The sequence below is a fragment of the Micromonospora sp. NPDC048999 genome (assembly GCF_040649295.1).
Lineage (GTDB): Bacteria > Actinomycetota > Actinomycetes > Mycobacteriales > Micromonosporaceae > Micromonospora.
In genome coordinates this window covers 192,556-216,623 of the sequence record NZ_JBEZFI010000004.1, presented here as the reverse complement: position 1 = coordinate 216,623, position 24,068 = coordinate 192,556, and the positions used below count along the sequence as shown (strand labels likewise).

25 protein-coding genes are annotated in these 24,068 nt (G+C 73.1%); 17 read left to right on the top strand and 8 right to left on the bottom strand.

The window, feature by feature from the left end; all coding sequences use genetic code 11:
• Position 1: 1 nt before the first annotated feature.
• Positions 2-1,018: an ABC transporter permease subunit gene (locus AB0C02_RS08920; RefSeq protein ID WP_357542749.1), complete on the bottom strand. Its 1,017-nt coding sequence runs from the start codon at positions 1,016-1,018 to the stop codon at positions 2-4.
• A complete protein-coding gene (locus AB0C02_RS08915) occupies positions 1,015-2,013 on the bottom strand; it encodes an ATP-binding cassette domain-containing protein (RefSeq protein ID WP_357542747.1) in 999 nt (332 codons plus the stop codon). The genes AB0C02_RS08920 and AB0C02_RS08915 overlap by 4 nt, the downstream gene beginning before the upstream one ends.
• A gap of 70 nt (positions 2,014-2,083) precedes the next feature.
• Here AB0C02_RS08915 and AB0C02_RS08910 point away from each other — a divergent pair, with 70 nt between their 5' ends.
• Complete coding sequence (locus AB0C02_RS08910; RefSeq protein WP_357542745.1) at positions 2,084-2,878, top strand: ABC transporter ATP-binding protein; 795 nt, start codon at positions 2,084-2,086, stop codon at positions 2,876-2,878.
• Between the two features lie 16 nt (positions 2,879-2,894).
• Positions 2,895-3,794: a ribokinase gene (locus AB0C02_RS08905; protein WP_357542743.1), complete on the top strand. Its 900-nt coding sequence runs from the start codon at positions 2,895-2,897 to the stop codon at positions 3,792-3,794.
• A gap of 4 nt (positions 3,795-3,798) precedes the next feature.
• Here AB0C02_RS08905 and AB0C02_RS08900 read toward each other — a convergent pair whose 3' ends face one another.
• Positions 3,799-4,767: a helix-turn-helix domain-containing protein gene (locus tag AB0C02_RS08900; protein WP_357542741.1), complete on the bottom strand. Its 969-nt coding sequence runs from the start codon at positions 4,765-4,767 to the stop codon at positions 3,799-3,801.
• Between the two features lie 71 nt (positions 4,768-4,838).
• Here AB0C02_RS08900 and AB0C02_RS08895 point away from each other — a divergent pair, with 71 nt between their 5' ends.
• Complete coding sequence (locus tag AB0C02_RS08895) at positions 4,839-5,291, top strand: rhodanese-like domain-containing protein (RefSeq protein WP_357542739.1); 453 nt, start codon at positions 4,839-4,841, stop codon at positions 5,289-5,291.
• A 28-nt stretch (positions 5,292-5,319) separates the two neighbouring features.
• Here AB0C02_RS08895 and AB0C02_RS08890 read toward each other — a convergent pair whose 3' ends face one another.
• A complete protein-coding gene (locus tag AB0C02_RS08890; protein ID WP_357542882.1) occupies positions 5,320-5,802 on the bottom strand; it encodes a DUF6232 family protein in 483 nt (160 codons plus the stop codon).
• Positions 5,803-6,332: 530 nt separating this feature from the next.
• Complete coding sequence (locus AB0C02_RS08885) at positions 6,333-6,851, bottom strand: DUF6232 family protein (protein WP_357542737.1); 519 nt, start codon at positions 6,849-6,851, stop codon at positions 6,333-6,335.
• Positions 6,852-6,950: 99 nt separating this feature from the next.
• On the opposite strand from AB0C02_RS08885, the gene AB0C02_RS08880 reads away from it, so the two are divergent.
• Positions 6,951-7,724: an enoyl-CoA hydratase-related protein gene (locus tag AB0C02_RS08880; protein ID WP_357542735.1), complete on the top strand. Its 774-nt coding sequence runs from the start codon at positions 6,951-6,953 to the stop codon at positions 7,722-7,724.
• Between the two features lie 109 nt (positions 7,725-7,833).
• The gene (locus AB0C02_RS08875; RefSeq protein WP_357542733.1) at positions 7,834-9,456 is read left to right on the top strand and encodes an acetolactate synthase; all 1,623 of its coding nucleotides are present in this window, start codon (positions 7,834-7,836) and stop codon (positions 9,454-9,456) included.
• Between the two features lie 3 nt (positions 9,457-9,459).
• On the opposite strand, the gene AB0C02_RS08870 is transcribed toward AB0C02_RS08875, so the two are convergent.
• From AB0C02_RS08870 to AB0C02_RS08860, 3 genes are read right to left on the bottom strand one after another with little or no spacing between them, the layout of a single operon-like run.
• Positions 9,460-9,867, bottom strand: a complete 408-nt coding sequence (locus AB0C02_RS08870; protein WP_357542731.1) for a PLDc N-terminal domain-containing protein — start codon at positions 9,865-9,867, stop codon at positions 9,460-9,462.
• Between the two features lie 27 nt (positions 9,868-9,894).
• Positions 9,895-10,194, bottom strand: coding sequence for a DUF202 domain-containing protein (locus tag AB0C02_RS08865; RefSeq protein ID WP_357542729.1), 300 nt, complete (start codon positions 10,192-10,194; stop codon positions 9,895-9,897).
• A complete protein-coding gene (locus tag AB0C02_RS08860; protein ID WP_357542727.1) occupies positions 10,191-10,577 on the bottom strand; it encodes a DUF202 domain-containing protein in 387 nt (128 codons plus the stop codon). Before AB0C02_RS08860 ends, AB0C02_RS08865 begins: the two co-directional genes overlap by 4 nt.
• A 41-nt stretch (positions 10,578-10,618) precedes the next feature.
• Between AB0C02_RS08860 and AB0C02_RS08855 the strand changes: the two genes are divergently transcribed.
• The 12 genes from AB0C02_RS08855 (at position 10,619) to AB0C02_RS08800 (ending at position 24,021) form a co-directional block, all read left to right on the top strand.
• The gene (locus tag AB0C02_RS08855; protein WP_357542725.1) at positions 10,619-11,416 is read left to right on the top strand and encodes a GNAT family N-acetyltransferase; all 798 of its coding nucleotides are present in this window, start codon (positions 10,619-10,621) and stop codon (positions 11,414-11,416) included.
• A 2-nt stretch (positions 11,417-11,418) separates the two neighbouring features.
• Complete coding sequence (locus AB0C02_RS08850; RefSeq protein ID WP_357542723.1) at positions 11,419-11,823, top strand: hypothetical protein; 405 nt, start codon at positions 11,419-11,421, stop codon at positions 11,821-11,823.
• 388 nt (positions 11,824-12,211) lie between these two features.
• Complete coding sequence (locus AB0C02_RS08845; RefSeq protein ID WP_357542721.1) at positions 12,212-12,991, top strand: electron transfer flavoprotein subunit beta/FixA family protein; 780 nt, start codon at positions 12,212-12,214, stop codon at positions 12,989-12,991.
• A gap of 11 nt (positions 12,992-13,002) precedes the next feature.
• Positions 13,003-13,962: an electron transfer flavoprotein subunit alpha/FixB family protein gene (locus AB0C02_RS08840; RefSeq protein WP_357542719.1), complete on the top strand. Its 960-nt coding sequence runs from the start codon at positions 13,003-13,005 to the stop codon at positions 13,960-13,962.
• Positions 13,963-14,055: 93 nt separating this feature from the next.
• Positions 14,056-15,231, top strand: coding sequence for a cysteine desulfurase family protein (locus tag AB0C02_RS08835; RefSeq protein WP_357542717.1), 1,176 nt, complete (start codon positions 14,056-14,058; stop codon positions 15,229-15,231).
• Between the two features lie 37 nt (positions 15,232-15,268).
• The gene (gene mnmA, locus AB0C02_RS08830) at positions 15,269-16,342 is read left to right on the top strand and encodes a tRNA 2-thiouridine(34) synthase MnmA (RefSeq protein WP_357542715.1); all 1,074 of its coding nucleotides are present in this window, start codon (positions 15,269-15,271) and stop codon (positions 16,340-16,342) included.
• Between the two features lie 74 nt (positions 16,343-16,416).
• Positions 16,417-16,554 (top strand): hypothetical protein, encoded by a 138-nt coding sequence (locus tag AB0C02_RS08825; protein ID WP_357542713.1) that lies wholly within the window; start codon positions 16,417-16,419, stop codon positions 16,552-16,554.
• Between the two features lie 163 nt (positions 16,555-16,717).
• Entirely contained in the window at positions 16,718-17,722 is a 1,005-nt protein-coding gene (locus AB0C02_RS08820) for a methionine synthase (RefSeq protein ID WP_357542711.1), read from the top strand.
• Between the two features lie 36 nt (positions 17,723-17,758).
• A complete protein-coding gene (locus AB0C02_RS08815) occupies positions 17,759-18,127 on the top strand; it encodes a VOC family protein (protein ID WP_357542709.1) in 369 nt (122 codons plus the stop codon).
• 31 nt (positions 18,128-18,158) lie between these two features.
• Complete coding sequence (locus tag AB0C02_RS08810; RefSeq protein WP_357542707.1) at positions 18,159-19,172, top strand: ADP-ribosylglycohydrolase family protein; 1,014 nt, start codon at positions 18,159-18,161, stop codon at positions 19,170-19,172.
• A 120-nt stretch (positions 19,173-19,292) separates the two neighbouring features.
• Positions 19,293-21,428, top strand: coding sequence for an NAD-dependent DNA ligase LigA (ligA, locus tag AB0C02_RS08805; RefSeq protein WP_357542705.1), 2,136 nt, complete (start codon positions 19,293-19,295; stop codon positions 21,426-21,428).
• A 163-nt stretch (positions 21,429-21,591) separates the two neighbouring features.
• A complete protein-coding gene (locus AB0C02_RS08800; RefSeq protein ID WP_357542703.1) occupies positions 21,592-24,021 on the top strand; it encodes a bifunctional diguanylate cyclase/phosphodiesterase in 2,430 nt (809 codons plus the stop codon).
• Positions 24,022-24,068 lie beyond the last annotated feature (47 nt).

The window sequence follows — 24,068 nt, the reverse complement described above, 5'->3', positions numbered from 1 at the left end:
TTCAGATCAGGTCGCGGCGGCGGAACGCGGTGAAGGCGCCCCCCACCAGTAGGACCGTCAACCCGAGCAGCACCGCCAGCCCCGATCCCCAGCCGAGCAGGTAGGAGCCGTCGCAGAAGCTGCTGTAGTCGTAGTTTCCCCGGCAGGCGTGGCGGTCCCAGAAGCTGACCTCGCCGTTGAGCCAGGCGGCCAGATAGCTGGAGAGCATCCACTGGTCCGGCCGGGCCGCGTCGAGGATGTCCAGCACCAGCCGCGCGCCCAGCTCCCACACCACCAGGTACGCGGCCACCGTGCCCAACGCCGCAGCGGTGTGTCGGCCCAGCGTGGCGATGGCGAAGCCGACCGCCCCAGCGAGCAGCACCAGCACCAGCCCACGCCCGTAGATGGCGCCCAGCGACGCCCAGAATGCTCCGTCCAGATACCCGGGGTGTCCCGCCGTCTGGCCGATCAACCAGAACACCGCCAGATACGCCGCCGACGCCACCGCGGAGAGCGCCAGCAGCGCGCCCAGCAGCGTACCCAGCTTGGCGCCGAGCACCGCCCAGCGGCGCGGCCGCCACAGCAGCAGGTTGACCACCCCGCCGGAGTTCAGGTCGGCGCCGATGTAGGAGGCACCGACCAGGAACCCGAAGAGCACCAGGAACGCGATGAGGAAGTAGAGCAGCGGCCGGGCCTCGACGGAGAAGGTGAACACGCCCTCGAGGTAATTCGCCGCGATAGGCAGCCGGTCCATCCGGCCCGGGTCGATCTCGGCGCAATCCGTCGGAACGTAGTCGGTCTCGGTCGGCGTCTCCTGCCCCGCCTTGATCCGGAGGCAGCGGTCGTGCGCCGCCTCCATCTGGCGTATCTCCGTGGCGGCCTGCTCCTGAGCGCCGCGCAGCTCAACCTCGGTGGGCCGGTGTGACCCGGCCAGCGTGGTCGCCGCGGTCACCGCGAAGGCGACCAGCAGCAGCACCACCATCAGTTGCACGAAACGGCGGGCGGTCAGCCGCTCCAGCTCGGCTCGGACCAGGTTCACGCGCCCACCTCCCGGTTCTCGCGCACGTCGAGGTCGATCACCACGTCGTCCGGCCCGTCGAGCTGACGGGGCACGCTCGGGTGCGGGGTGCTGCCGGTCAGCTCCAGGAAGACGCTCTCCAGGTCTGGGCGGAGCGGGACCAGCTCGCGTACCCAGAGGCCCTGCTCGCCCAACGTGCGGCTGATCAGCTCCGGCTCGTCGACCCCGGCGACCAGCAGGTGATCGGGTTGGGCGGTGACCGACAGGCCGGCCTGCCCGAGCAGTTCCACGGCCCTCTCCGGCTCGGCCACCCGGACCTGCCACTCGTGCTGGTCGAAGCCGGCCAGCACCTCGTCCACCCGGCCGTGCGCCACCCGCCGGCCCCGGCTGATGATCGTCACGTGGTCGCAGATGAGCTGGATCTCGGCCAGGATGTGGCTGGAGAGCAGCACCGTAACCCCGGCCTCGGAGAGCGACCGCATCAGGTCCCGCATCTCCCGGATGCCGGCCGGGTCCAGACCGTTCGCGGGCTCGTCGAGGATCAGCAGCTCCGGCTGCTTCAACAGCGCCGACGCCACCGCCAGCCGCTGCTTCATGCCCAGCGAGTAGCCCTTCACCCGCTCCTCGCCGCGGTCCCGCAGGCCGACCTGCTCCAGCACCTCGTCGACCCGGCTCGTGGGCACACCCCCGGCCACGGCCAGCAGCCGCAGGGTGCGACGGGCGGTGAAGTTGCCGAAGAACTGCGGGCTCTCCACGATCGCGCCGACCCGCCCCGCCACCTCGGGCAGGCGCTCTGGCGAGTCGGCCCCGAGCACGCTCATCCGACCGCCGTCGGCCCGGACCAGCCCGAGCAGGGCGCGCAGCGTGGTGGTCTTGCCGGAGCCGTTCGGCCCGAGGAAGCCGTGGACCTGCCCGGCTTCGACCAGCAGGTCGAAGCCGTCGACGGCGACGTGGCGCCCCTGGCGCAAGGTATGGAAGGTCTTTCTCAGACCGGAGATCTCGATGACCGCGCTCATCCGGACCACCATATGGCGGCGGCGCGACCCGTGGGGGGCAGGCTCGGCGCCTGCGTGGTTGGATGGACTGGTGACTGGTGACCTGGATCTGGTGGTCAGCCTCGACGGGGTCGGCGTCAAGCGGTCCGGCACCGCGCTGCTGCAGGACGTCGACTGGCGGGTCGAGCTGGACGAACGCTGGGTGGTGCTGGGCCCGAACGGCGCCGGCAAGAGCACCCTGCTCAACCTGGCCGCCGGCCGGCTGCACCCGACCACCGGCACCGCGCACGTCCTCGGCGAGCGGATTGGCCGCACCGACGTCAACGAACTGCGGACCCGGATCGGCCACTCCACCGCCACGCTGGCCGAGCGGATCCCCGCCGACGAGCGGGTCGTCGATGTCGTGGTCACCGCGGCCTGGTCGGTGGTCGGCCGCTGGCGGGAGAGCTACGACCGCACCGACGAGGCCCGCGCCCACGTGCTGCTCAGCCAGTTCGGCGTCGGTCACCTCGCCGAACGGGCGTACGGCACGCTGTCCGAAGGGGAGCGCAAGCGGGTGCAGATCGCCCGGGCCCTGATGACCGACCCGGAACTGCTGCTCCTCGACGAGCCCGCCGCCGGGCTCGACCTGGGCGGGCGCGAGGACCTGGTCGGTCGGCTCGCCGAGCTGGCGCACGACCCGGACTCGCCGGCCCTGGTGCTGGTCACCCACCACGTCGAGGAGATTCCGCCCGGCTTCACCCACGCGCTGCTGCTGCGCGACGGCGGCGTGATGGCGCAGGGGCTGCTCGCCGACACCCTCACCGCCGACAACCTGTCCAAGACCTTCGGCCTGCCCCTGATCGTCCAGCGCTCCGGCGACCGCTGGACCGCCCGCGCCGCCTGAGCGGAGGGTAACCACCGTGTCGCAGACCCGGGTCGCCGTGGTGGGCAGCGCCAACATGGACGTGGTCGGCACCGCCACCGCGCTGCCCCGACCCGGCGAGACCGTGCTCGGCAGCGACTTCGTGATGGTGCCCGGCGGCAAAGGTGCCAACCAGGCCATCGCCGCGGTCCGCGCCGGCGCGTCGTGCGTCTTCCTCGGCGCGATCGGCTCGGACGCCTTCGGGGTCACTCTCAAGGCCAGGATCACCGCCGCCGGGGTCGACACCAGCCAGCTCCGCGTGGTCTACGGTGCCTCCGGCGTCGCCCTGGTCATGGTCAACGCTTCGGGCGAGAACACCATCCTGGTGGTTCCCGGTGCCAACGGCGCGTTCACCGGCCTCACCCAGGAAGAGCTGCACGCCGTACGCGAGGCGGATGTGCTGGTCGCGCAGCTGGAGGTGCCGGTCGAGACGGTGACCGAGGCGGCGGTGGCGGCCCACGCGGCCGGCACCCGGGTCGTGCTCAACGCGGCCCCGGCCCGGCCGGTGCCGGCGGAGTTGCTCGCCGCGGTGGACCTGCTGGTGGTGAACGAGACCGAGGCCCGGACGCTCACCGGTCGAGGCCGGAACGAGCCGGAGGCGCTGCTGGACCTGGTGCCCCGAGCGGTGCTCACCCTCGGTGCCGAGGGCGCCCGCTACGTCGACCGGGACGGGACCTCGGTGCACGTCCCGGCGGTGAAGGTCGACGTGGTGGACTCCACCGCAGCCGGGGACGCCTTCACCGCCGCCCTCGCCGTGGCCTGGGGCGAGGGGCGGGAGTTGGTCGACGCGGTGCACTGGGCGGCGGCGGCCGGTGCCGCCTGCGCCCGCCGGCTCGGGGCCTCCGTGGCGCTGCCCCGTCGGGTCGAGATCGACGAACTGTACGTACCGCCGGCCTGACCGCTCAGGCCGTGGCGGCCCGGAACGCCCGCCGGTACGCCGATGGCGAGGTCCGCATGGCCCGGCCGAAGTGGTGCCGGTAGGTGACCGGACTGTCGAAGCCCACCGTGGCCGCGATCTCCGCGACCGGCGCGTCGGTCGTCTCCAGCAGGGCGAGGCTGGCCCGGACCCGTTGGTCGATCAACCACCGGATCGGGCTGGCCCCGGTGGCCCGGGCGAAGTACCGCAGGTAGCTGCGGGTCGACAGGTGCGCCTGCCGGGCCAGCACCGCCACGGTCAGCGGCTCGGCCAGGTGGCGGATCGCCCAGGCCATGCTCGCGGCGATGCGGTCGTCGTCAGGATCGACGCTCACCGGCGCCTCGATGAACTGGGCCTGCCCGCCGTCGCGGTGCGGTGGGATCACCAGCCGGCGAGCGACCGCGTTGGCGACCGTCGCGCCGAAGTCGCGCCGGACCACGTGTACGCAGAGATCCAGCCCGGCGGCGCTGCCGGCGCTGGTGAGGACGTCGCCGTCGTCGAGGTAGAGCACGTCCGGGTCGACCGTGACCACCGGGTAGCGGCGGGCCAGCAACTCCGCGTACCGCCAGTGGGTGGTGGCTCGGCGGCCGTCGAGTAGGCCCGCCCCGGCAAGGGCGAACGCGCCGGAGCAGATCGACATCAGCCGGGCGCCCCGGCGGTGGGCCCGGCGCAGCGCGGCCACCAGTTCCGGCGACGGGTCGACGGTCACGTCGGGGACCCCGGGCAGGATGACCGTGCCCGCCGCCGCCAAGGTCTCCAGGCCGTACGGGGTGTGCAGGGCGGCGCCGCCGACGACGGGCACAGGCCCGGGGCGTTCCGCGCAGACGGTGAGGTGGTACCAGTCGACCTCCAGTTCGGGCCGGGGCAGCCCGAACACCTCGGTCACGATGCCGATCTCGAAGACCGACATTCCCGGGTACGCGAGCACCGCCACGGTCCGGTCGACGAGAGCCATGGCGGGATATTAGCGGAGATCGGCAGTCACGCCACTTCTGCCGGTGCCTGCGCGGGCAGCAGGATCGGGGCATGACGTTCTCCGTACCGCCGGCCGATTCGACGACCGCCGCCGCCCACTTCCTCGCCCAGCTGAGCTTCGAGACCGATGTCAGTGACGTGCACGCCGCGCTGGAGGCCGGCACGCCCGGTTTGGTGGTGGTCGACTCGCGAGGCGTGGCCGCCTGGCGACAGGGGCACCTGCCCGGTGCGGTGCACCTGCCCACCGCCGAGATCGCCGCCCGGGCCGCCGACCTGGTGCCCGCCGGGTCGACAGTGGTGACCTACTGCTGGGGCCCGGGCTGCAACGGGGCCACCTGGGCGGCGCTGGAGTTCGCCCGGCTAGGCCGGCCGGTGAAGGAGATGATCGGCGGTTTCGAGTACTGGGCCCGGGAGGGGCTGCCGGTGGCCACCCCAGAGGGGATCGTCCGCCGCCGGGTGGACGAGCTGACCGCGCCCCGGGCGGCCGTGTCCTGCGATTGCTGACGCCCCCGCACTCGGCCCGGAGCCTCGGTCAGCGGCGTTCGCTCTGTTGCTCGATGGCGCGTTGCACGGCCCGGTAGATCTGCCCGAACCGGAGCGCGTTGGGAGTGCGCAGCAGCATCACCTCTTTCCCGTGGTGCTGCACCCACAGCTCGTGCACCTGGCTGCCGCGCTCGTACGAGCGGTCCAGCCAACCGAGCGGCACTTCCAGGAACGGGTGCAGCACCAACCCGCCGACCACGAAGGCGGCCAGGATGATCAGCGCCAACTTCCAGTTGCCCCGGTCCTGCGCGGCCCAGGCCAGGGAGAGCACGCAGACCAGCGCGACCAGCGGCGGCAGCGAGAGGAGCAGGACCAGCACGCCCCGGCCGAGGACCCGACCCCGGACCGCCAGGGTGGTCGCGCCGCGGGCGTGCCACGCGTACGTGATGTCGGCGAGCCTGACGACGTGCCCACCGGCGTGGATGGCCTCGGAGGTGACCTGTACCGCGTCGTCCCGGTAATAGAGGATCATCATTCAGCCTAACCACCTGGGTGCAAGGTGGACGATGCCCGTGACGTCCAGTGGCGCGAATGCCGCGCGCACAGAAATAGGTGGACACCGCCTTTGGAGCTGAATCGTCTGCGCTATCGCCACTGTCCGCCCGGCACGGTTCGGCACGCTCCGCCCCGCCGGCCAGTCGGACTGGACCGCCTGGGATCGCTCGGGTTGGGATCGCTCGGGCCGGGGGCACTCCGATTCGTTTGCGATATCAGCTCGAAAGGCGGTGAACAGGAGTCGCTGCGGTCGACCGGGCTCGGCGACGGCGGGGACCGATCCCTAGCGGGCGGCGGGGAAGGGCCGGGCCCGGTAGCGTCCCCGGCATGGCGGGCCGGCGTGGGACGGAAACCACCGAGCAGGAGCGCAACGTCGGGGTGGTCCGGCGATACCTGCGGACCTTCGTCACCAAGGACCTGGCCGAGGTGGTCGCCGAGGACGTGGCGATCTATGGGTCCGGCGCGGCGGTGCGCGGCCGGCACTACGTCGAGGCAGCTGTCGGACACCTACGGTCTGCTGCGAGGCCTCGGTCTGCTGCCGGACGAGCCGATCACGTTCTGACCCGGCGACGCCGAGGACCGCTCCATCGCCCGCTGCACCGCCCGGTAGATCTGGCCGAAGCGCAGCGCGTCGCCGGTGCGCAGCAGCCGCACCGGCCGGCCCCGCCAACGTGCCCACAGCTCCAGCTCCCGGCTGCCCCGGGCGTACGACCGGTCGAGGTGCTCGAAGAGGACGTCAGCGAGCGGCCCGACCCCGAGGCCGACCAGCACCGAGGCGCCGACGATGGCGATCGTGACCACGGCCGAGCGGTGCAGCCAGACCGCCAGCCCGACGCCGAGCGCGGCGGCCACCAGCGGCGCGGCGAGGGCCACGCCGATCGCGCCTCGGCCGGCGAGCACCCGCCACGAGCGGCTGCCACGCCGGTGCCAGACCTCGCTCAATTCACCGAGCGGATACGTGCGCCCGTCCACCCGTAGGGCGGTGGAGGTGACCTGCACCGACCGGTCGTCGTAGTAGGTGATCATGGCCTCACTCCGGGGCGTCGAGGCGGACACCACACTGTCTACCCCAACGATGCGGGCCGTAGGGTTGGCACGCGACTTCGACGAGGAAGTGAGGGCAGCGTGGGCGAGTTCGTCAGGCTGGAAGTGAAGGACGGCATCGGCACCATCCGGCTGGAGCGGCCGCCGATGAACGCGCTCAACGTCCAGGTGCAGGAGGAGTTGCGCGCCGCCGCGACCGCGGCCACCGCCGACGCCGAGGTCCGCGCGGTCATCGTGTACGGCGGCGAGAAGGTCTTCGCCGCCGGCGCGGACATCAAGGAGATGGCCGACATGTCGTACGTGGACATGGTCGACCGAGCGGGCGGCATCTCCAGCTCGTTGGGCGCTATCGCAGGCATCCCGAAGCCGGTGGTCGCCGCGATCACCGGGTACGCCCTGGGCGGCGGCTGCGAGCTGGCCCTGGCCTGTGACTGGCGGGTGGTGGCCGAGGACGCCAAGCTCGGCCAGCCCGAGATCAAGCTCGGCGTCATCCCGGGTGCCGGCGGCACCCAGCGGCTGGCCCGCCTGGTCGGGCCGGCGCGCGCCAAGGAGCTGATCATGACGGGCCGGATGATCGACGCGCAGGAGGCGCTGCGGATCGGGCTGGCCGACCGGGTGGTCCCGGCCGCCGAGGTTTACGAGGCCGCCGTGGCGCTGGTGAAGCCGTTCCTGACCGGCCCGGCGCAGGCGCTGCGGGCGGCCAAGCTGGCCATCGACGGCGGGCTGGAGATGGACCTCAACTCGGGCCTGGCCTGGGAGAGCCAGCACTTCGCGGCGCTGTTCGCCACCGACGACCGGCGCGAGGGCATGGCCGCGTTCGTCGAGAAGCGCAAGCCGGACTTCACCGGCCGCTGATCCACCGTCCGGGTCGGCGGCCCGCCCGTCGCCGACCCGGACGCGGTTCACATCCTGCCTACCGGCCAGTAGCGTGTGACTCCGGTCATGCGAACGAAGGGGAGCGGCGATGACGGAACGGGTCGAGGGGCACGGCGGCGAGTTGGTGCTGGCGGCGCTGCGCGCGCACGGCGTACGCGAGATGTTCACCCTCTCCGGCGGGCACGTCTTCCCGCTCTACGACGCCGCGCACAAGAGCGGCTTCCCGATCTACGACGTCCGGCACGAGCAGTCCGCCGTCTTCGCCGCCGAGGCGGTGGCGAAGCTTCAGCGCCGCCCCGGCCTGGCCGTGCTCACCGCCGGCCCCGGTGTCACCAACGGCATCTCCGGCCTGACCAGCGCGTTCTTCAACGCCTCTCCGGTGCTGGTGCTGGGCGGCCGGGCCCCGCAGTTCCGCTGGGGCTCCGGCAGCCTTCAGGAGTTGGACCACCTGCCGCTGGTCGCCCCGGTCACCAAGCACGCCGAGACGGTGTTCAGCGTCGACGACATCCCGCGCGCGGTCACCGCCGCGCTGACCGCGGCGCTCACCCCGCACCGGGGCCCGGCCTTCCTCGACTTTCCCCTCGAAGCGGTCTTCTCCGCCGGCGACGCCGACCTGCCGGCCGTCACCCCGATCGCCCCGATCGAGGCCGACCCGGACGAGGTCGCCAGGGCGGCCGTCCTGATCGCCGGTGCGTCCCGGCCGGTGATCATCGCCGGGTCGGACGTGTACGCGGGCGACGCGGTCGACGCCCTGCGCGCCGCCGCCGAGTCTCTCCAGGTGCCGGTCTTCACCAACGGCATGGGCCGGGGTGCACTGCCCCCGGGGCACCCGCTCGCCTTCGCCAAGGCCCGCCGGGTGGCGCTCAAGGGCGCGGACGTGGTCGTGGTGGTCGGCACCCCGCTGGACTTCCGGCTCGGCTTCGGCGACTTCGGTGACGCGCAGGTCGTGCACGTCGTCGACGCGCCCAGCCAGCGCGCCGGGCACGTCCAGCCGGCCGCCAGCCCCGCCGGCGACCTACGGCTCATTCTCACCGCCTTCGCCGAGCACGCCGGTGACCGGGCCGACCACGCTGACTGGGTCGCCCGGCTGCGCACCGCCGAGGATGCCGCGAAGGCCCGCGACGCCGAGGAGATGGCCGCCGAGACCGACCCGATCCGCCCGGCCCGGGTCTACGGCGAGCTCCGCAAGGTGCTCGCCGCCGACGCGATCACCATCGGCGACGGTGGCGACTTCGTCTCGTACGCCGGGAAGTACCTGGAGCCGGCGCAGCCCGGCACCTGGCTCGACCCCGGCCCGTACGGCTGCCTCGGCACCGGCATGGGCTACGCGATGGGGGCCCGGGTGACCCACCCGGACCGGCAGATCTGTGTGCTGATGGGCGACGGCGCGGCCGGCTTCTCACTGCTGGACGTGGAGTCCCTGGCCCGCCAGCAGCTTCCGGTGGTCATCGTGGTCGGCAACAACGGCATCTGGGGTCTGGAGAAGCACCCGATGCGCGCCATGTACGGCTACGACGTGGCCGCCGACCTGCAGCCCGGCCTGCGCTACGACCGGGTGGTCGAGGCGCTCGGCGGCGCGGGCGAGACGGTGGAGAAGGCGGCCGATCTCGGTCCGGCCCTGGCCCGCGCGTTCGACGCCGGCGTGCCGTATCTGGTCAACGTGCTCACCGACCCGGCCGACGCGTACCCCCGCTCGTCGAACCTGGCCTGACCTTCAGACCTCCGGGCGATCCCGGTCGCTCTCCTGGCGGCGCAGTTCCTCCTCGCGTCGGCGCAGGTCCTCCTCCCAGCGGCGCAGCCGTTCCTGGTCGTCCCGGCGGTTCCGGTCGGCGAGGGAGGACAGGAACGCCGGGTCGTCGTCCGGTGCCACCGGCCGGGGATGGGCCTGCTCGGAGAAGCCGGTACCCATCGGCCAGGCGGTGCGCGACCGCCGGGTGCTCGGCTCCCGCCCAGCGACGAACCAGACGATCGAGCCGACCAGTGGGAAGAACAGGATGATCAGCGCCCAGGCGATGCGGGGCAGCGCCCGGATCTCACCCTCCTCGGCGGAGAGGCAGCTGATCAGCGCGCAGACGGCGAGTACGACCTGGGCCAGGATGAGGAGCGCGTAGAGGCGAACCATGCGAACATCATGGACCATCCGAGCGGCTCAGCGCTGCCGGCGTAGCACCAGTAAGACGCCGAGCAGCGCGAGACCGGCGGTGGCCAGCGCCGTGAGCGGGAAGGACCAGCGCTGCGCCCGGCGGGGGCCGGCGCCGGTGGCCCGGCGCCAGGTGACCGCGAGCGTGCCGAGCCAGCCCAGTACGGCGAGCCCGGCCAGCGCGGCGCCGGCCCGACCGTCGGTGAGCGCCAGCCGGACCAGCAGCACGGTGACCCCGGTGAGCGCCAGCAACGTACGCCGCCAGGCCAGCCGGGTCCGCTCCGGCTGGAGCCCGGGATCGCCGGTCATCCGACACCTCGAACGAGGACCGCGATCACCAGCAACAGCGCGCCCACGGCGACGGCGAGGGCGAGGATCGCCGGAAAGCGGGACGCGGGCAGTTCCTCGCCCAGCCGGATCGCCCGCTCGGTCCGCGCCCAGTGGTCGACCGCCCGGACCGCGACCGCGGCGCCGAGCAGCAGCAGCGCGATGGCGATCGCCTCGCGGAGGTGGGCCAGCGGCAGCGGAGGCAGGAACTGCGCGGCGGCCAGCCCGCCGGCGACCAGCGCCAGCCCGGTACGCAGCCAGGCGAGGAAGGTCCGCTCGTTGGCCAGCGAGAAGCGGTAGTCCGGCCGCTCGCCGACCGATCGCAGCTCGCGCGGGTCGAACCAGCGCCTGATCGCCTGCCACACATCACCGATTATCCGCTTTGCCCGATGCTTATTCTGGGCGGGTGACTGATCTTGATGCACGTACCCTCCGCGACGCCTACGACTCCCAGATCCGTCCGGAGATCCCGGACCCGGTGCCGGCGGGAGTGACCATCGACCAGGACGGCCCGCTGTTTCGCATCGTCGGCCAGGACCATGGCGGCTTCCTCACCTACCGGACCCTCGACGGGCTGGCCGGCGCCGAGTTGGACGCGTTGATCGCCCGGCAGGTCGAGTTCTTCCGTGCCCGGGGCGAGTCGGTCGAGTGGAAGCTCGTCGGCCACGACGAGCCGGCCGACCTGGGCGACCGGCTGCGTGCCGCCGGTTTCGTGCCCGAGGAGCAGGAGACCGTCGTGGTCGGCCCGGTCGCGGCCCTGGCCGCCGCCGTCCCGCTGCCGCCCGAGGGGGTACGCCTGCGCGAGGTGACCGCCCGGGAGGACCTGGAGCGGATCCGCGCGATGGAGGAGGCGGTGTGGAACGCCGACCGCAGCCACCTGGTGACCGGGCTGGCCAGTGAGATCGAGGCGGACCCGCAGTCGATCACGATCGTGGTGGCCGAGGCGGGTGACACCGTGGTCAGCGCCGGCTGGGTGCGTTATGAGGGCGGGACCGGCTTCGCCAGCCTGTGGGGTGGCTCGACGCTGCCGGAATGGCGGAAGAAGGGCATCTACCGGGCGCTGGTGGCGTACCGGGCACGGCTGGCCGAGCAGCGCGGCAAGACGTTCGTGCAGGTGGACTGCTCGCCGGACAGTCGGCCGATCCTGGAGCGGCTCGGGCTCGTTGCGGTCACCACAACCACCCCGTACGTCTACACTCCGTGATCATGGAACCGTTGACGCCGGACGAGCGACTGGCTCTCAAGACTGGGGCCTTCGGCGCCGTCTTCCTGGTCTCCAACGCCGAGCCCGGCATGCTGGCCATGGTGCGGGAGAGCATCGCGGCGTCCGGCGCCTTCGGTGCGGCCAGCGGGGTGGTGAAGGAGGCGCTCACCACTGGTCCGCTGCCGGAACTGCCCCGAGACTCGGCGCTGGAGATCGAGGCGACCGTGCTGCCCGCGCTGACTCGGTCGGTGGCGATCCTGCGGGAGAAGTCGCCGCGGGATGTCGAGGCGTACCGGTCGGTGGTGCTCACCGCCGCCGACCGGGTGGCGCAGGCCCACCGCGGCGTGACGGCGGCCGAGGCGACGGTGCTCGACCGGATCAGGGATGCGCTGGCCGAGCCGGCCTGACCGGCTCGCCGGACCATAGCGACCGGATGCTGGCCCGGACGCAGCGGTCGCGGACCCGGCCGCAGGCGCACCGGTAGGTGTCCGGGACCGGCCGGCGGCAGGGGCGGCGGGAGGCGTGCGTGTCTTTGACCACGTCACGTGCGGCCGCCGGGGCTCCCGTTTCCGACATTTGCCTCACCTCCTGATTCGGGAGCTTACCCGCCCCTGCGGCCCTCGGTGACCTGTGTCACTCTGAGGCTCCCAAAACGGGTATGCTACCTGCGGGTAACATAGCCCGTGGGCAAGTGCACAGCAGCGCGCGGTTGACCGATCGTTAAGTTTCGCGCGAGGCTGCGCCCGTGACCGGGCGAGTTATCGCTACACCTAACAGGAGGGTCGTCGAAGCGCGATGAACATCGTCGTACTCGTCAAGCAGGTGCCCGATTCGGGCGCGGACCGCAGCCTGCGTTCTGACGACAACACCGTCGACCGCGGCTCGGCGAGCAACGTCATCAATGAGATGGACGAGTATGCCATCGAGGAGGCGTTGAAGATCAAGGAGGCGCACGGCGGTGAGGTCACCATCCTGACGATGGGTCCGGACCGGGCGACCGAGTCGATCCGCAAGGCGCTCTCCATGGGTCCGGACAAGGCCGTCCACGTGGTGGACGACGCCCTGCACGGCTCCTGCGCCCTGGCCACCTCGAAGGTCCTGGCGGCCGCGCTCGGTCAGTTGGGCGCGGACCTGGTGATCTGTGGCGCCGAGTCGACCGACGGTCGGGTTCAGGTGATGCCGCACATGATCGCCGAGCGGCTGGGTGTCGCCGCGCTGACCGGTGCGCGCAAGCTCACCGTCGACGGGCCGACCCTGACGGTGGAGCGGCAGACCGAGGAGGGCTACGAGGTGGTCACCGCCTCGACCCCGGCTGTGGTCTCCGTGTGGGACACCATCAATGAGCCGCGTTACCCCTCCTTCAAGGGCATCATGGCTGCCAAGAAGAAGCCGGTGCAGACGCTGTCCCTGGCCGACCTGGGTGTCGCCCCCACGGAGGTGGGCTTCGACGGCGCGACCAGTGCCGTGCTCGAGCACACCAAGCGCCCGCCGCGCTCCGGCGGCACCAAGGTCACCGACGAGGGCGACAGCGGCGTGAAGCTGGTCGAGTTCCTCGCCACCGAGAAGTTCGTGTGAGAGGTCTGGACATGTCTGAGGTTCTCGTCGTCGTCGAAGCCACTCGGGAGTTCGGCGTCAAGAAGGTCACCCTGGAGATGCTCACCCTCGCCCGCGAGCTGGGCAGCGCGAGCGCGGTCGTGCTCGGCGGCCCCGGTGCCGCCCAGGCGCTGAGCGCCAAGCTGGGCGAGTACGGCGCGGAGAAGATCTACGCCGCCGAGGGCGAGGAGATCGACGGCTACCTGGTGGCGCCGAAGGCGACCGTGCTGGCCGAGTTGGTCGGGCGGGTGCAGCCGGCCGCGGTGCTGCTGGCCTCGTCGCAGGAGGGCAAGGAGATCGCCGCCCGGCTGGCGGTCAAGCTGGACAACGGCATCCTGACCGACGTGGTCGCCCTGGCGGCTGACGGCACCGCGACCCAGGTCGCCTTCGCCGGCTCCACGATCGTCAAGTCCAAGGTCACCAAGGGGCTGCCGCTGGTCACCGTGCGGCCGAACTCGCTCACCCCGGCCCCGGCCCCGGCCACCCCGGCGGTGGAGCAGCTCACGATCACCGTCGGTGCGGCCGACAAGCTGGCCCGGGTGGTCGAGCGGGTAGCCGAGCAGAAGGGCACGCGTCCGGAGCTGACCGAGGCCTCGATCGTGGTCTCCGGCGGTCGTGGTGTCGGCAACGCCGACAACTTCAAGCTGGTCGAGGAGCTGGCCGACCTGCTCGGCGGTGCCGTCGGCGCTTCCCGCGCGGCGGTCGACTCCGGCTTCTACCCGCATCAGTTCCAGGTCGGGCAGACCGGCAAGACGGTGTCCCCGCAGCTGTACGTCGCGCTGGGCATCTCGGGTGCGATCCAGCACCGGGCGGGCATGCAGACCTCGAAGACCATCGTCGCGGTGAACAAGGACGCCGAAGCGCCGATCTTCGAACTGGCCGACTTCGGCGTGGTCGGTGACCTGTTCAAGGTCGTCCCGCAGGCCGCCGAGGAGATCCGCAAGCGCAAGTGAGCCGAGGAGCTGATCGGCGAGCCGGGGAGCTGAGCCGGCCCGCCGATCAGCCCGTCAGGATGCCCGTCCGCTCGGCCGTTAGGCTGAACAGCGATGGCATACCTGGATCACGCGGCGACGACCCCGATGCTCGACGAGGCACTCGAGGCGTACGTCGCCACGGCCCGCGAAGTGGGCAACGCGTCGTCGCTGCACGCGGCCGGCCGGCGCGCCCGGCGGCGAGTGGAGGAGTCCCGCGAGCGGGTGGCCGCCGTGCTCGGCGCCCGCCCCTCCGAGGTGATCTTCACCGGGGGCGGTACGGAGAGCGACAACCTCGCCGTGAAGGGCGTCTTCTGGGCCCGCCGCGCCGCCCGCGCCGACCGCACCCGGGTGGTCGCCAGCGCCGTCGAGCACCACGCCGTGCTGGACACGGTCGACTGGCTGGCCGGCCACGAGGGTGCCGAGGTCGGCTGGCTGCCGGTCGACGCCGCCGGCCGGCTCGACCCGGAGCTGCTGCGCGCCGAGCTGTCCACGCACGGCGACCGAGTGGCCCTGATCACCGCGATGTGGGCGAACAACGAGGTGGGCACGGTGCAGCCGGTGGCCGAGCTGGCCGCGGTCGCCGCCGAACACGGCGTGCCGTTCCACACCGACGCGGTCCAGGCGGTCGGCCAGGTGCCGGTCGACTTCGCCGCCAGCGGCGTCTCCGCGCTCACCGTCACCGGGCACAAGCTCGGCGGCCCGGCCGGCGTGGGCGCGCTGCTGCTGGCCCGCGACGTCGCCGCCAGCCCGCTGCTGCACGGCGGCGGCCAGGAGCGCGACGTCCGCTCCGGCACCCTCGACACCGCCGGCATCGTCGGCTTCGCAGTCGCCGTCGAGGCCGCGGTGAAGGGCCAGCAGGAGTACGCGACCCGGGTCGCCGCGCTCCGCGACGAACTGGTGGAGCGGGTCCGCCAGGCGGTCCCCGAGGTGGTCTTCAACGGCGACCGGGTCGCCCGGCTCCCCGGCAACGCGCACTTCTCCTTCCCCGGCTGCGAGGGAGATGCGCTGCTGCTGCTCCTGGACGCCCAGGGCATCGCCTGCTCGACCGGCTCGGCCTGCTCGGCCGGGGTGGCTCAGCCCTCGCACGTGCTGCTGGCGATGGGCGCCGATGACGACCGGGCCCGGTCGTCGTTGCGGTTCAGCCTCGGCAACACCAGCACCCGGGCGGACGTCGACGCGCTCATCGCCGCGCTGCCCGGCGCGGTGGAGCGGGCCCGGCGCGCGGCCGCTCTCCGCACCCCCCGTTGACCCGGATACCCTCGGTGGGGATGAGGGGAGTGGGCCGGTGAGGGTTCTGGCGGCGATGTCGGGCGGGGTGGACTCCGCCGTGGCGGCGGCGCGGGCGGTGGAGGCCGGGCACGACGTGACCGGTGTGCACCTGGCACTGGCCCGCAACCCGCAGACCTACCGCACCGGTGCCCGGGGTTGCTGCACCCTGGAGGATTCTCGGGACGCCCGGCGGGCCGCCGACGTGATCGGCATTCCGTTCTACGTCTGGGACATGGCCGACCGGTTCCACTCCGACGTGGTGGACGACTTCGTCGCCGAGTACGCGGCCGGTCGTACCCCGAACCCGTGCCTGCGCTGCAATGAGAAGATCAAGTTTGCTGCGGTGCTCGACCGGGCGGTGGCCCTCGGCTTCGACGCCGTGGTCACCGGCCACCACGCCCGGCTCGGCCCGGACGGCCTGCTGCGCCGCAGCGTCGACGTGGCCAAGGACCAGTCGTACGTCCTCGCGGTGCTGACCCGCGAGCAGCTCGACCGGTCGAGCTTCCCACTCGGCGACAGCACCAAGGCCGAGGTACGCGCGGAGGCCGCCCGGCGTGGCCTCGCGGTGGCCGAGAAGCCCGACTCGCACGACATCTGCTTCATCGCTGACGGCGACACCCGCGGCTTCCTCGCCCAGCGGCTCGGCGAGGCCCCGGGTGAGGTGGTCGACGGGCTCACCGGCGCGGTGGTCGGCAGCCACACCGGCGCATACCAGTACACCGTCGGGCAGCGGCGTGGCCTGCACCTGGACCGGCCCGCTCCGGACGGTCGCCCCCGTTACGTGCTCTCCATCACCCCGAAGACCAACACCGTGGTCGTCGGCCCGGCCGAGGCGCTGGAGGTCGCCCAGGTCCGGGCCACCCGCCCGGTCTGGACCGGCGGCGAGCGGCCCGCCGCGCCGATCGAGTGCGAGGTGCAACTGCGGGCGCACGGTGACGTGGTGCCGGCCACCCTGTCGCTGGACGCCGACGGGTTGTACGCCGAGCTGCGCCGCCCCGTGCGGGGGGTAGCCGCCGGGCAGGCGATCGTGGCGTACCGGCCGGACCCGGCCGGGGACGTGGTGCTCGGCTCCGCCACCATCACCGGCTGACCTCGCCGCTGCTTCGGCCTATTCGCCTGCCTTCGCCCCGCCCTTCCGCGTCCCGCGCCGAGGAAGCGAGGCTGTTGTCGTCGCCTTTCGAGCTGATGTCGCAAACGATTCAGTTTCCGCTGTCGCTGTCGCTGTCGCTGTCGCTGTCGCTGTCGCTGTCGCTGTCGCTCGCGGGAGCGGGGCGGGCGGGGGCGGGGGCGGGTATGGCGTGAGTCGTTTGTGATGTCAGCTCGAAAGCGGCTGTGGAGGCGTGTCCGGGCTGCGCGTCGGCGCTCTGGAAGAGGCGGACGGGTGGCTCTCACGGCAGATCAGCGCCGGCCGCCGCATGCCGGCGTCCGTGTCAGCAGACGGCCGGGCAGCGGATAGTCTGCGGCGGTGACTGATCAGCCTTGGCCCTGGCCCGCCGGGGCGGCGACCGGCATCGGTTCGCTGCCCGGCACCGACATCGCCGAGGCGCAGCGCATCGTGCTCGGCGAGCTGCCCGCCCTGCCGCACCTGCCGGAACTGCCTGCCCGGGGTCCCGGCGCGGACCTGATCGGCCGGACCGGCGGCCTCCTCGTCGAGCTGCCGGTCGAGCTGTACGCGGCCCGCTGGCGGATCGCCCCGCGTCCCGGTCGGGACCTGCGGCGCGCCCGCGACCTGATGGAACGCGACCTCGACCAGCTCGCCGAACAGGCCGAGGAGTACGCCGGCCCGGTCAAGGTCCAGGCGGGCGGCCCGTTCACCCTGGCTGCCTCGCTGGAGCTGCCGATCGGCGGGCGGCTGCTCCGTGACCCGGGCGCGGTCCGCGACCTCACCGGTTCGCTGGCCGAGGGGCTGCGCGGGCACGTCGAGGCGGTCGCCCGGCGACTGCCCCGCGCGTCGGTGCTGCTCCAACTCGACGAGCCGTCCCTGCCGGCGGTGCTGGCCGGCCGGGTACCCACCGAGAGCGGCTTCGGCACCCACCGGGCGGTGGAGCCGGAGGTCGCCCGAACGCTGCTGCGCGGCGTGATCGAGGCGGCCGGGGTGCCCACCGTCGTGCACTGCTGCGCGCCCGACGTGCCGCTGGAGCTGATCCGGACCGCCGGGGCGATCGGCGTCGCCCTCGACCTCGGCCTGGTCACCGACCTGGATCCGCTCGGCGAGGCGATCGACGCCGGGCTCGGGCTGCTGGCCGGCGCCGCGCCCGCGCTGCCCCCGCCCGCCGGCCGCGCGCCGACGTCGGCCCAGGTCGCCGACCGGGTACGACAGCTCTGGGACCAGCTCGGCTTCCCCCGCCGCCGACTCGCCGAGCAGGTGGTGGTCACCCCCGCCTGCGGCCTGGCCGGGGCCACCCCGACGTACGCCCGGGCGGTCCTCAGCGCCTGCCGGGACGCCGGCCGGCGGCTGTACGAGGAGTGAGCTTTCCTGTCGTACTCCCAGGGCACGATGGCCGGCATGATTGGACAACTGCGTTCCACGGTGATCGACTGCCCCGACCCGCGCGCCCTGGCCGGCTTCTACGCCGAGCTGCTCGGCCTACCGTTGATCGAGGACAATTCGGACGGCGACGAGTGGGTGGTGCTCGGCGGCCCGCCGGGGCACCAGCCCCGGGTCGCCTTCCAGAAGGCGCTCGACCTGCGCGCGCCGGACTGGCCCGACCCGGACCGGCCCCAGCAGTTCCACCTCGACGTGACGGTGGACGACATCGAGGCCGCGGAAAAGGCCGCGTTGGCGCTGGGCGCCCGGCGGCTGCCCGGCGAGGGCGAGGGCTTCCGCGTCTACGCCGACCCGGCCGGGCACCCGTTCTGCCTCTGCTGGGACTGACCGCCGGCGGCGCGGCTTGCCCCGGCAGTGCATGATCGCGACCGTGATCGACTCCGCGCCGCGCCGCGCCTCCGGTTCGCTCTTCGGCCTCGCCTACGGCGACGCCCTGGGCAAGCCCACCGAGTTCCTGACCGTCGCCGAGATCGTCCGCCGGTACGGTCCGACCGGCCCTCGCGAGCTGACGGGCGACCCGGCGTTGGTCACCGACGACACCCAGATGGCGCTCGCCGTCGCCTGGGCGCTGCATGAGGCGCCGGCGTTCACCCCGCAGGTGGTGGAGCCGCTGTTGCGGCAGCGCTTCCTGGACTGGGCGGCCAGTCCCGACAACAACCGTGCGCCCGGGATGACCTGCCTGCGGGCCTGTGCCGAGCTGTCCCTGGGCACCCGCTGGCAGGAAGCGACCATCGCCGGTTCGAAGGGCTGCGGCGCCAACATGCGGGTCACCCCGGTCGGGCTGCTCGACGTCGACCTCGACACCCTCGCCGGGCTGGCCCAGCTCCAGGCCGGCCTGACCCACGGCCACCCGACCGGCCTGGCCGCCAGCGAGCTGACCGCGTACGCGGTCCGGTTGCTGCGCGACGGCGCCGCGCTCGTCGAGCTGCCGGGCCTGCTCGCCGCGCGGGCCCGGGAGCAGCGGACCGTCTACCGGGCCGACTGGCTCGGCGACCTGTGGCAGCGCCCGGGCGAGTCGACGCCGGAGGAGTTCATCGCCCGGGGTTGGGACGAGTGCCGGCGCGCACTCGACCGGCTCGGCGCGGCGCTGGCCCGCCCGGACGACGGCGGCGACCCGTGCCGGCTCACCGGCGAGGGCTGGATCGCCGAGGAGGCCCTGGCCACCGCGCTGCTCTGTGCTTTGCGGCACGCCGACGACCCGGTCGGCGCGCTGGCCCGGGGCGCCACCACCGCCGGCGACTCGGACTCGATCGCCGCCCTGGCCGGCGCCTTCGTCGGCGCCGCCCACGGCCTGTCCGCCTGGCCCGCCGACTGGGCCGCCCGCATCGAGTACGCCGACCAACTCACCACCCTCGCCGCCCCCCACGACTGACCCGCCCGGCCGGTCCGATCACAGGTCAGGGCGGGTGGCGGGACGATTGTCAGCCCAGCCCGCTACCGTGCGGAGGTAGCACGAACACGGGAGGTCGACGCGGTGTCAGAAGGCGGCAGGGTGTCCGACGAAGCGGTTCCCCAGGCGATCAGCCCCGCGCAGGAGGCGGCGGCGGGCGCCGAGCCGACCCCGGAGGCGCGGGAGCGGCACGCCACACTGAGCCAGGAGCTCACCGAGCACCAGTACCGCTACTACGTGCTCGACGCGCCGACCATCACCGACGCCGAGTTCGACCGGCAGCTGCGCGAGCTGGAGGCGCTCGAAGCGGAATATCCGGCGCTGCGCACGCCCGACTCGCCGACCCAGCGGGTCGGCGGCACCTTCTCCACCGACTTCACCCCGGTCACCCACGCCGAGCGGATGCTCTCGCTGGACAATGCCTTCGCCGACGAGGAGCTGGCCGCCTGGGCCGAGCGAGTCGAGCGGGACGCCGGCGGCCCGGCGTCCTACCTCTGCGAGCTGAAGGTCGACGGCCTGGCCATCAACCTGACCTACGAGAAGGGCCGGCTGGTCCGGGCCGCCACCCGGGGCGACGGTCGCACCGGCGAGGACGTCACCGCCAACGTACGCAGCATCAAGGACGTGCCGGCCCGGCTGACCCCCGCCGACGACTTCCCGGACGTGCCGGAGCTCCTGGAGGTACGCGGCGAGATCTACTTCCCGGTCGCCGCCTTCGCCGACCTCAACGCCGGCCTGGTCGAGCAGGGCAAGGCGCCGTTCGCCAACCCGCGCAACGCCGCCGCCGGCAGCCTGCGCCAGAAGGACCCGCGGATCACCGCCTCCCGGCCGTTGCGCCTCGTGGTCCACGGCATCGGCGCCCGCCGGGGCTTCCAGCCGGCGACGCAGTCCGAGTCGTACGCGGCGCTGAAGGCGTGGGGGATGCCGACCAGCGACCGCTGGCGGGTGGTGCCCGACCTGGCCGGGGTGGCGGGATACATCGCCCACTACGCCGAGCACCGGCACGACGTCGAGCACGAGATCGACGGCGTGGTGGTCAAGGTCGACCCGGTCTCGATCCAGGGGCGGCTCGGCTCGACCAGCCGCGCGCCGCGCTGGGCGATCGCCTTCAAATACCCGCCGGAGGAGGTGACCACCAAGCTGCTCGACATCGACGTCAACGTCGGCCGCACCGGCCGGGTCACCCCGTTCGCCGTCCTCGAACCGGTCCGCGTGGCCGGCTCCACGGTCGCGCTGGCCACCCTGCACAACGCCCGTGAGGTGGAGCGCAAGGGCGTGCTGATCGGCGACACGGTGGTGCTGCGCAAGGCCGGCGATGTCATCCCCGAGGTGCTCGGCCCGGTGGTCGACCTACGCCCCGCCGACGCCCGCCCGTTCGTCATGCCGGACACCTGCCCGGCCTGCGGCACCCCGCTGCGGCCGGAGAAGGAGGCGGATGTCGACATCCGCTGCCCCAACAGCCGCAGCTGCCCGGCACAGCTGCGGGAGCGGGTCTTCCACCTGGCCGGCCGGGGCGCCTTCGACATCGAGGTGCTCGGCTACAAGGGCGCCGCGGCCCTGCTCGACGCCTCGATCATCCAGGACGAGGGCGACCTGTTCGCCCTCGACGCCGAGCAGCTCGCCCGTTCGCCGTTCTTCGTCAACAAGGACGGCAGCCTGGGCACCAACGCCACCAAGCTGCTGGACAACCTGGCCGTGGCCAAGGAACGGGACCTGTGGCGGGTGCTGGTCGCGCTCTCCATCCGGCACGTCGGGCCGACCGCGGCGCAGGCCCTCGCCCGGCACTTCCGCTCGATCGAGGCGATCAAGGACGCTGGCGAGGAGGAGCTGTCCTCGGTGGACGGCGTCGGCCCGACCATCGCCGCGAGCCTCAAGGAGTGGTTCGCCGTCGACTGGCACCGAGACGTCGTCCGCAAGTGGGCCGAGGCCGGCGTACGGATGGCCGAGGAGGCCGGCGAGGAGGGGCCACGCCCCCTCGAAGGGGTGACCGTGGTGGTGACCGGCACCCTGACCGGGTTCAGCCGTGACCAGGCCTCCGAGGCGATCCAGAGCCGGGGCGGCAAGGTCACCGGGTCGGTCTCCAAGAAAACCGGCTTCGTGGTGGTCGGGGACAACCCCGGTTCCAAGGCCGACAAGGCGGCCAGCCTGAAACTGCCGGTCCTCGACGAGGAGGGCTTCCGGGTGCTGCTGGAGTCCGGCCCGGAGGCGGCCCGAGAGGTGGCCCGCATCGAGAGCTGACCCGGGCGCAGAGTGAATCTTGGCGGGGCCGCGTCGCGTATACCAACTTAATTACGACTACGACCGGTTCGTGACTGTCGTGTGGGGAAATTCGGCGCCCAGGGCGTTTGATTGGCGTACGGCGTGTGGATGGCGCACGCCGGGGCCGTCCCCGGGAGGTGCGATGGAGACCGGCGACCCGCGCAACTCCGTTCCGCCCGGGCGCGGTGCGCCGTTCTTCGGGTTCGTCGTCGCGATCGGCGCCCTGGCCGTGCTCGTCTCGGCCGGCCCGCTGGCCCGGCTGCCCGACCGGCTGCCCGGTATGCCGGCCGCGTTCTGGACCATGGCGGTGCTCGCCGTCGCCTGTGACGCCCGGCCGTTCGTGCCACCCGGTCGGCGCCGGGCCTCGGCGGTCTTCCCGTCGACCTGCTTCACCTTCGCCATCCTGCTCGGCTGGGGGCTCGGCCCGGCGGTCGCCGTGCAGGCCGTGGCGGTGGCCGTCTCCGGCTGGCGGCTGGGATACGCCCTGTGGCGGACCGGCTTCAACGCCGCCCAGTACGCCTGCGCGCTCGGCGCCGCGTACCTGGTCACCCGGCTCGGTGCCGGCGACCTCTTCCACAGTGGGCAGCTGCGTTGGGCGGAGGTGGCAGCGGTGGGCGGCGCCGCGGCGGCCTGGTTCGCGGTCAACTACGGCCTGGTCACCACCGCGATCCGGGTGCGTTTCGGTGCCCGCTGGTGGCCCCGGGTCCGGCTCGGCCTGGGCTACGAACTGCTCTCCACCGGCTCGCTGCTGCTGCTCGCCCCGGTGCTGATCGCCGCCGCCCGGGCCAGCGCCGCGCTGATCCCGCTGGTGCTGGTGCCGCTGTTCGCCGTCTACCGGATGGCCCGGCTCTCCACCGAGCGGGAGCAGTTGGCCGCCCTCGACCCGCTCACCGGGCTGCCGAACCGCAAGGCGCTGCTGGCCGAGGTGGCCGAGCAGGTGCACCTGCACGCCGAGCGGGCCGCCCGCGGCGAGCCGGACGCCCACCTGGCCCTGCTGCTGCTCGACCTGGACCGGTTCAAGCACGTCAACGACGCCCTCGGGCACGCGGTGGGGGATCGGCTGCTGGTCGAGGTGAGCGCCCGGCTGACCGCCGTGGTGGGCGAGGGTGATCTGGTGGCCCGCCTCGGCGGCGACGAGTTCGCCATCGTCGTGCCCCGGCTCACCGGCACCGACCACGCGCGTGAGCTGGCCGACCGGGTGGTCGCCGCACTGGCCGAACCGGTCCCGCTGGACGGGCTGCCGCTGGACGTGGGCGGCTCGATCGGCATTGCGATCTTCCCCGAGCACGGCGAGGACTTCGTCACCCTGATGCGCCACGCCGACGTGGCCATGTACGACGCCAAGCACCGCAACGACACCGTCGCCGTGTACGCGGCCGAGTCCGACCACAACTCCGCGGAACGGCTCAGTCTCCTCGCCGACCTGCGCCGCGTCCTGGAGACCACGCCCGCCGTCGCCGCCCAGGAGCCGCCCGGCGTACGCGGGGGAGACGGCGCCACCCTCGCTCCCGCGCCCGGCCTGACCGGGCCCACCCGCGACGGCCGGGCCCTGCCCCGCAACGGTGGCCGCGCCGGCGGCGCCGCCCGGACGAGCGGCGGGTCGGGGCGGTGGCGGCTACGGCGGCGCGAACGCGTCGAGGCGCCGCACAACGACGAGCTGATCAACCGGATCGTCGCCAACGCCGATCCGATTCGTCGGCGGGCCCGGGCCACCGGCCCCGAGGCCGTCTCCCGCGTCCGCGTCGAGAGTTCGCCCGTGGCCGGCGGCGCGGACGACCCGGCCGGGGACCCGGGCGAGATCACGATGTATTACCAGCCGCAGATCGAGATCGCCACCGGTGAGGTGGTCGGGGTCGAGGCGTTGCTGCGCTGGTGGCACCCGCGCCGGGGCATGGTCGACCCGGGGGAGCTGATCCAGGTCGCCGAGCAGAGCGCGGTGATGCGGCTGCTCACCCGGCGGGTGGTGGACGACGTGGTGGAGCAGCTCGCCAAGTGGTCGGCGGCCGGCCTCACGCTGCGGGCCGCGCTCAACGTCAGCGTCCGGGACCTGCACACCGGCGAGATCGCCGACCAGATCGCCGACCGGCTCGCCGGCTACGGCGTACGCCCGGACCGGCTCCAGGTGGAGATCACCGAGGGCGCCCTGATGGCCGACCCGCGACGGGTGCTGGCCAGCATCTCGCAGCTGCACCGGATCGGCGTCGGCATCGCGCTGGACGACTTCGGCACCGGCTACTCGTCGTTGCAGCACCTGCGCCGGCTGCCGCTGTCCGAGGTGAAGGTGGACCGGTCGTTCGTGCTCGGCATGGCCGAGGACCCGGACGACGCGGCGATCGTCCGGTCGATGATCGAGCTGGCCGGGGCGCTCGGGCTGCGCGTGGTGGCCGAGGGGGTGGAGGACGAGCGCACCTGGCGGCTGCTGCACGCCGCCGGCTGCGACATCGCCCAGGGCTGGTTCCACGCCCGGCCGATGCCGGCCGGGGAGCTGGTCGCCTGGCTGTCCCGATACCGCCCGGTCCACCCGGTGGCGACCGCCGACGCGGACGGGCAGCGTAACCATCCGCGTGGTTGACCACCCGCCCGATGTGTGGGCCGGCCGCCTCGGGCGGTGGCCGCCGG

Excerpts from the sequence above, each read along its gene's own strand:
- AB0C02_RS08810 (WP_357542707.1), top strand. The coding sequence starts at position 18,159 with ATGATCGCGACCGTGATCGACTCCGCGCCGCGCCGCGCCTCCGGTTCG.
- AB0C02_RS08915 (WP_357542747.1), bottom strand. The coding sequence starts at position 2,013 with ATGAGCGCGGTCATCGAGATCTCCGGTCTGAGAAAGACCTTCCATACC.
- AB0C02_RS08835 (WP_357542717.1), top strand. The coding sequence starts at position 14,056 with ATGGCATACCTGGATCACGCGGCGACGACCCCGATGCTCGACGAGGCA.
- AB0C02_RS08865 (WP_357542729.1), bottom strand. The coding sequence starts at position 10,194 with ATGACCGGCGATCCCGGGCTCCAGCCGGAGCGGACCCGGCTGGCCTGG.
- AB0C02_RS08890 (WP_357542882.1), bottom strand. The coding sequence starts at position 5,802 with ATGATCCTCTATTACCGGGACGACGCGGTACAGGTCACCTCCGAGGCC.
- AB0C02_RS08900 (WP_357542741.1), bottom strand. The coding sequence starts at position 4,767 with ATGGCTCTCGTCGACCGGACCGTGGCGGTGCTCGCGTACCCGGGAATG.
- AB0C02_RS08850 (WP_357542723.1), top strand. The coding sequence starts at position 11,419 with ATGGAACCGTTGACGCCGGACGAGCGACTGGCTCTCAAGACTGGGGCC.
- AB0C02_RS08895 (WP_357542739.1), top strand. The coding sequence starts at position 4,839 with ATGACGTTCTCCGTACCGCCGGCCGATTCGACGACCGCCGCCGCCCAC.
- AB0C02_RS08840 (WP_357542719.1), top strand. The coding sequence starts at position 13,003 with ATGTCTGAGGTTCTCGTCGTCGTCGAAGCCACTCGGGAGTTCGGCGTC.
- AB0C02_RS08870 (WP_357542731.1), bottom strand. The coding sequence starts at position 9,867 with ATGGTTCGCCTCTACGCGCTCCTCATCCTGGCCCAGGTCGTACTCGCC.
- AB0C02_RS08885 (WP_357542737.1), bottom strand. The coding sequence starts at position 6,851 with ATGATCACCTACTACGACGACCGGTCGGTGCAGGTCACCTCCACCGCC.
- AB0C02_RS08815 (WP_357542709.1), top strand. The coding sequence starts at position 17,759 with ATGATTGGACAACTGCGTTCCACGGTGATCGACTGCCCCGACCCGCGC.
- AB0C02_RS08875 (WP_357542733.1), top strand. The coding sequence starts at position 7,834 with ATGACGGAACGGGTCGAGGGGCACGGCGGCGAGTTGGTGCTGGCGGCG.
- AB0C02_RS08800 (WP_357542703.1), top strand. The coding sequence starts at position 21,592 with ATGGAGACCGGCGACCCGCGCAACTCCGTTCCGCCCGGGCGCGGTGCG.
- AB0C02_RS08845 (WP_357542721.1), top strand. The coding sequence starts at position 12,212 with ATGAACATCGTCGTACTCGTCAAGCAGGTGCCCGATTCGGGCGCGGAC.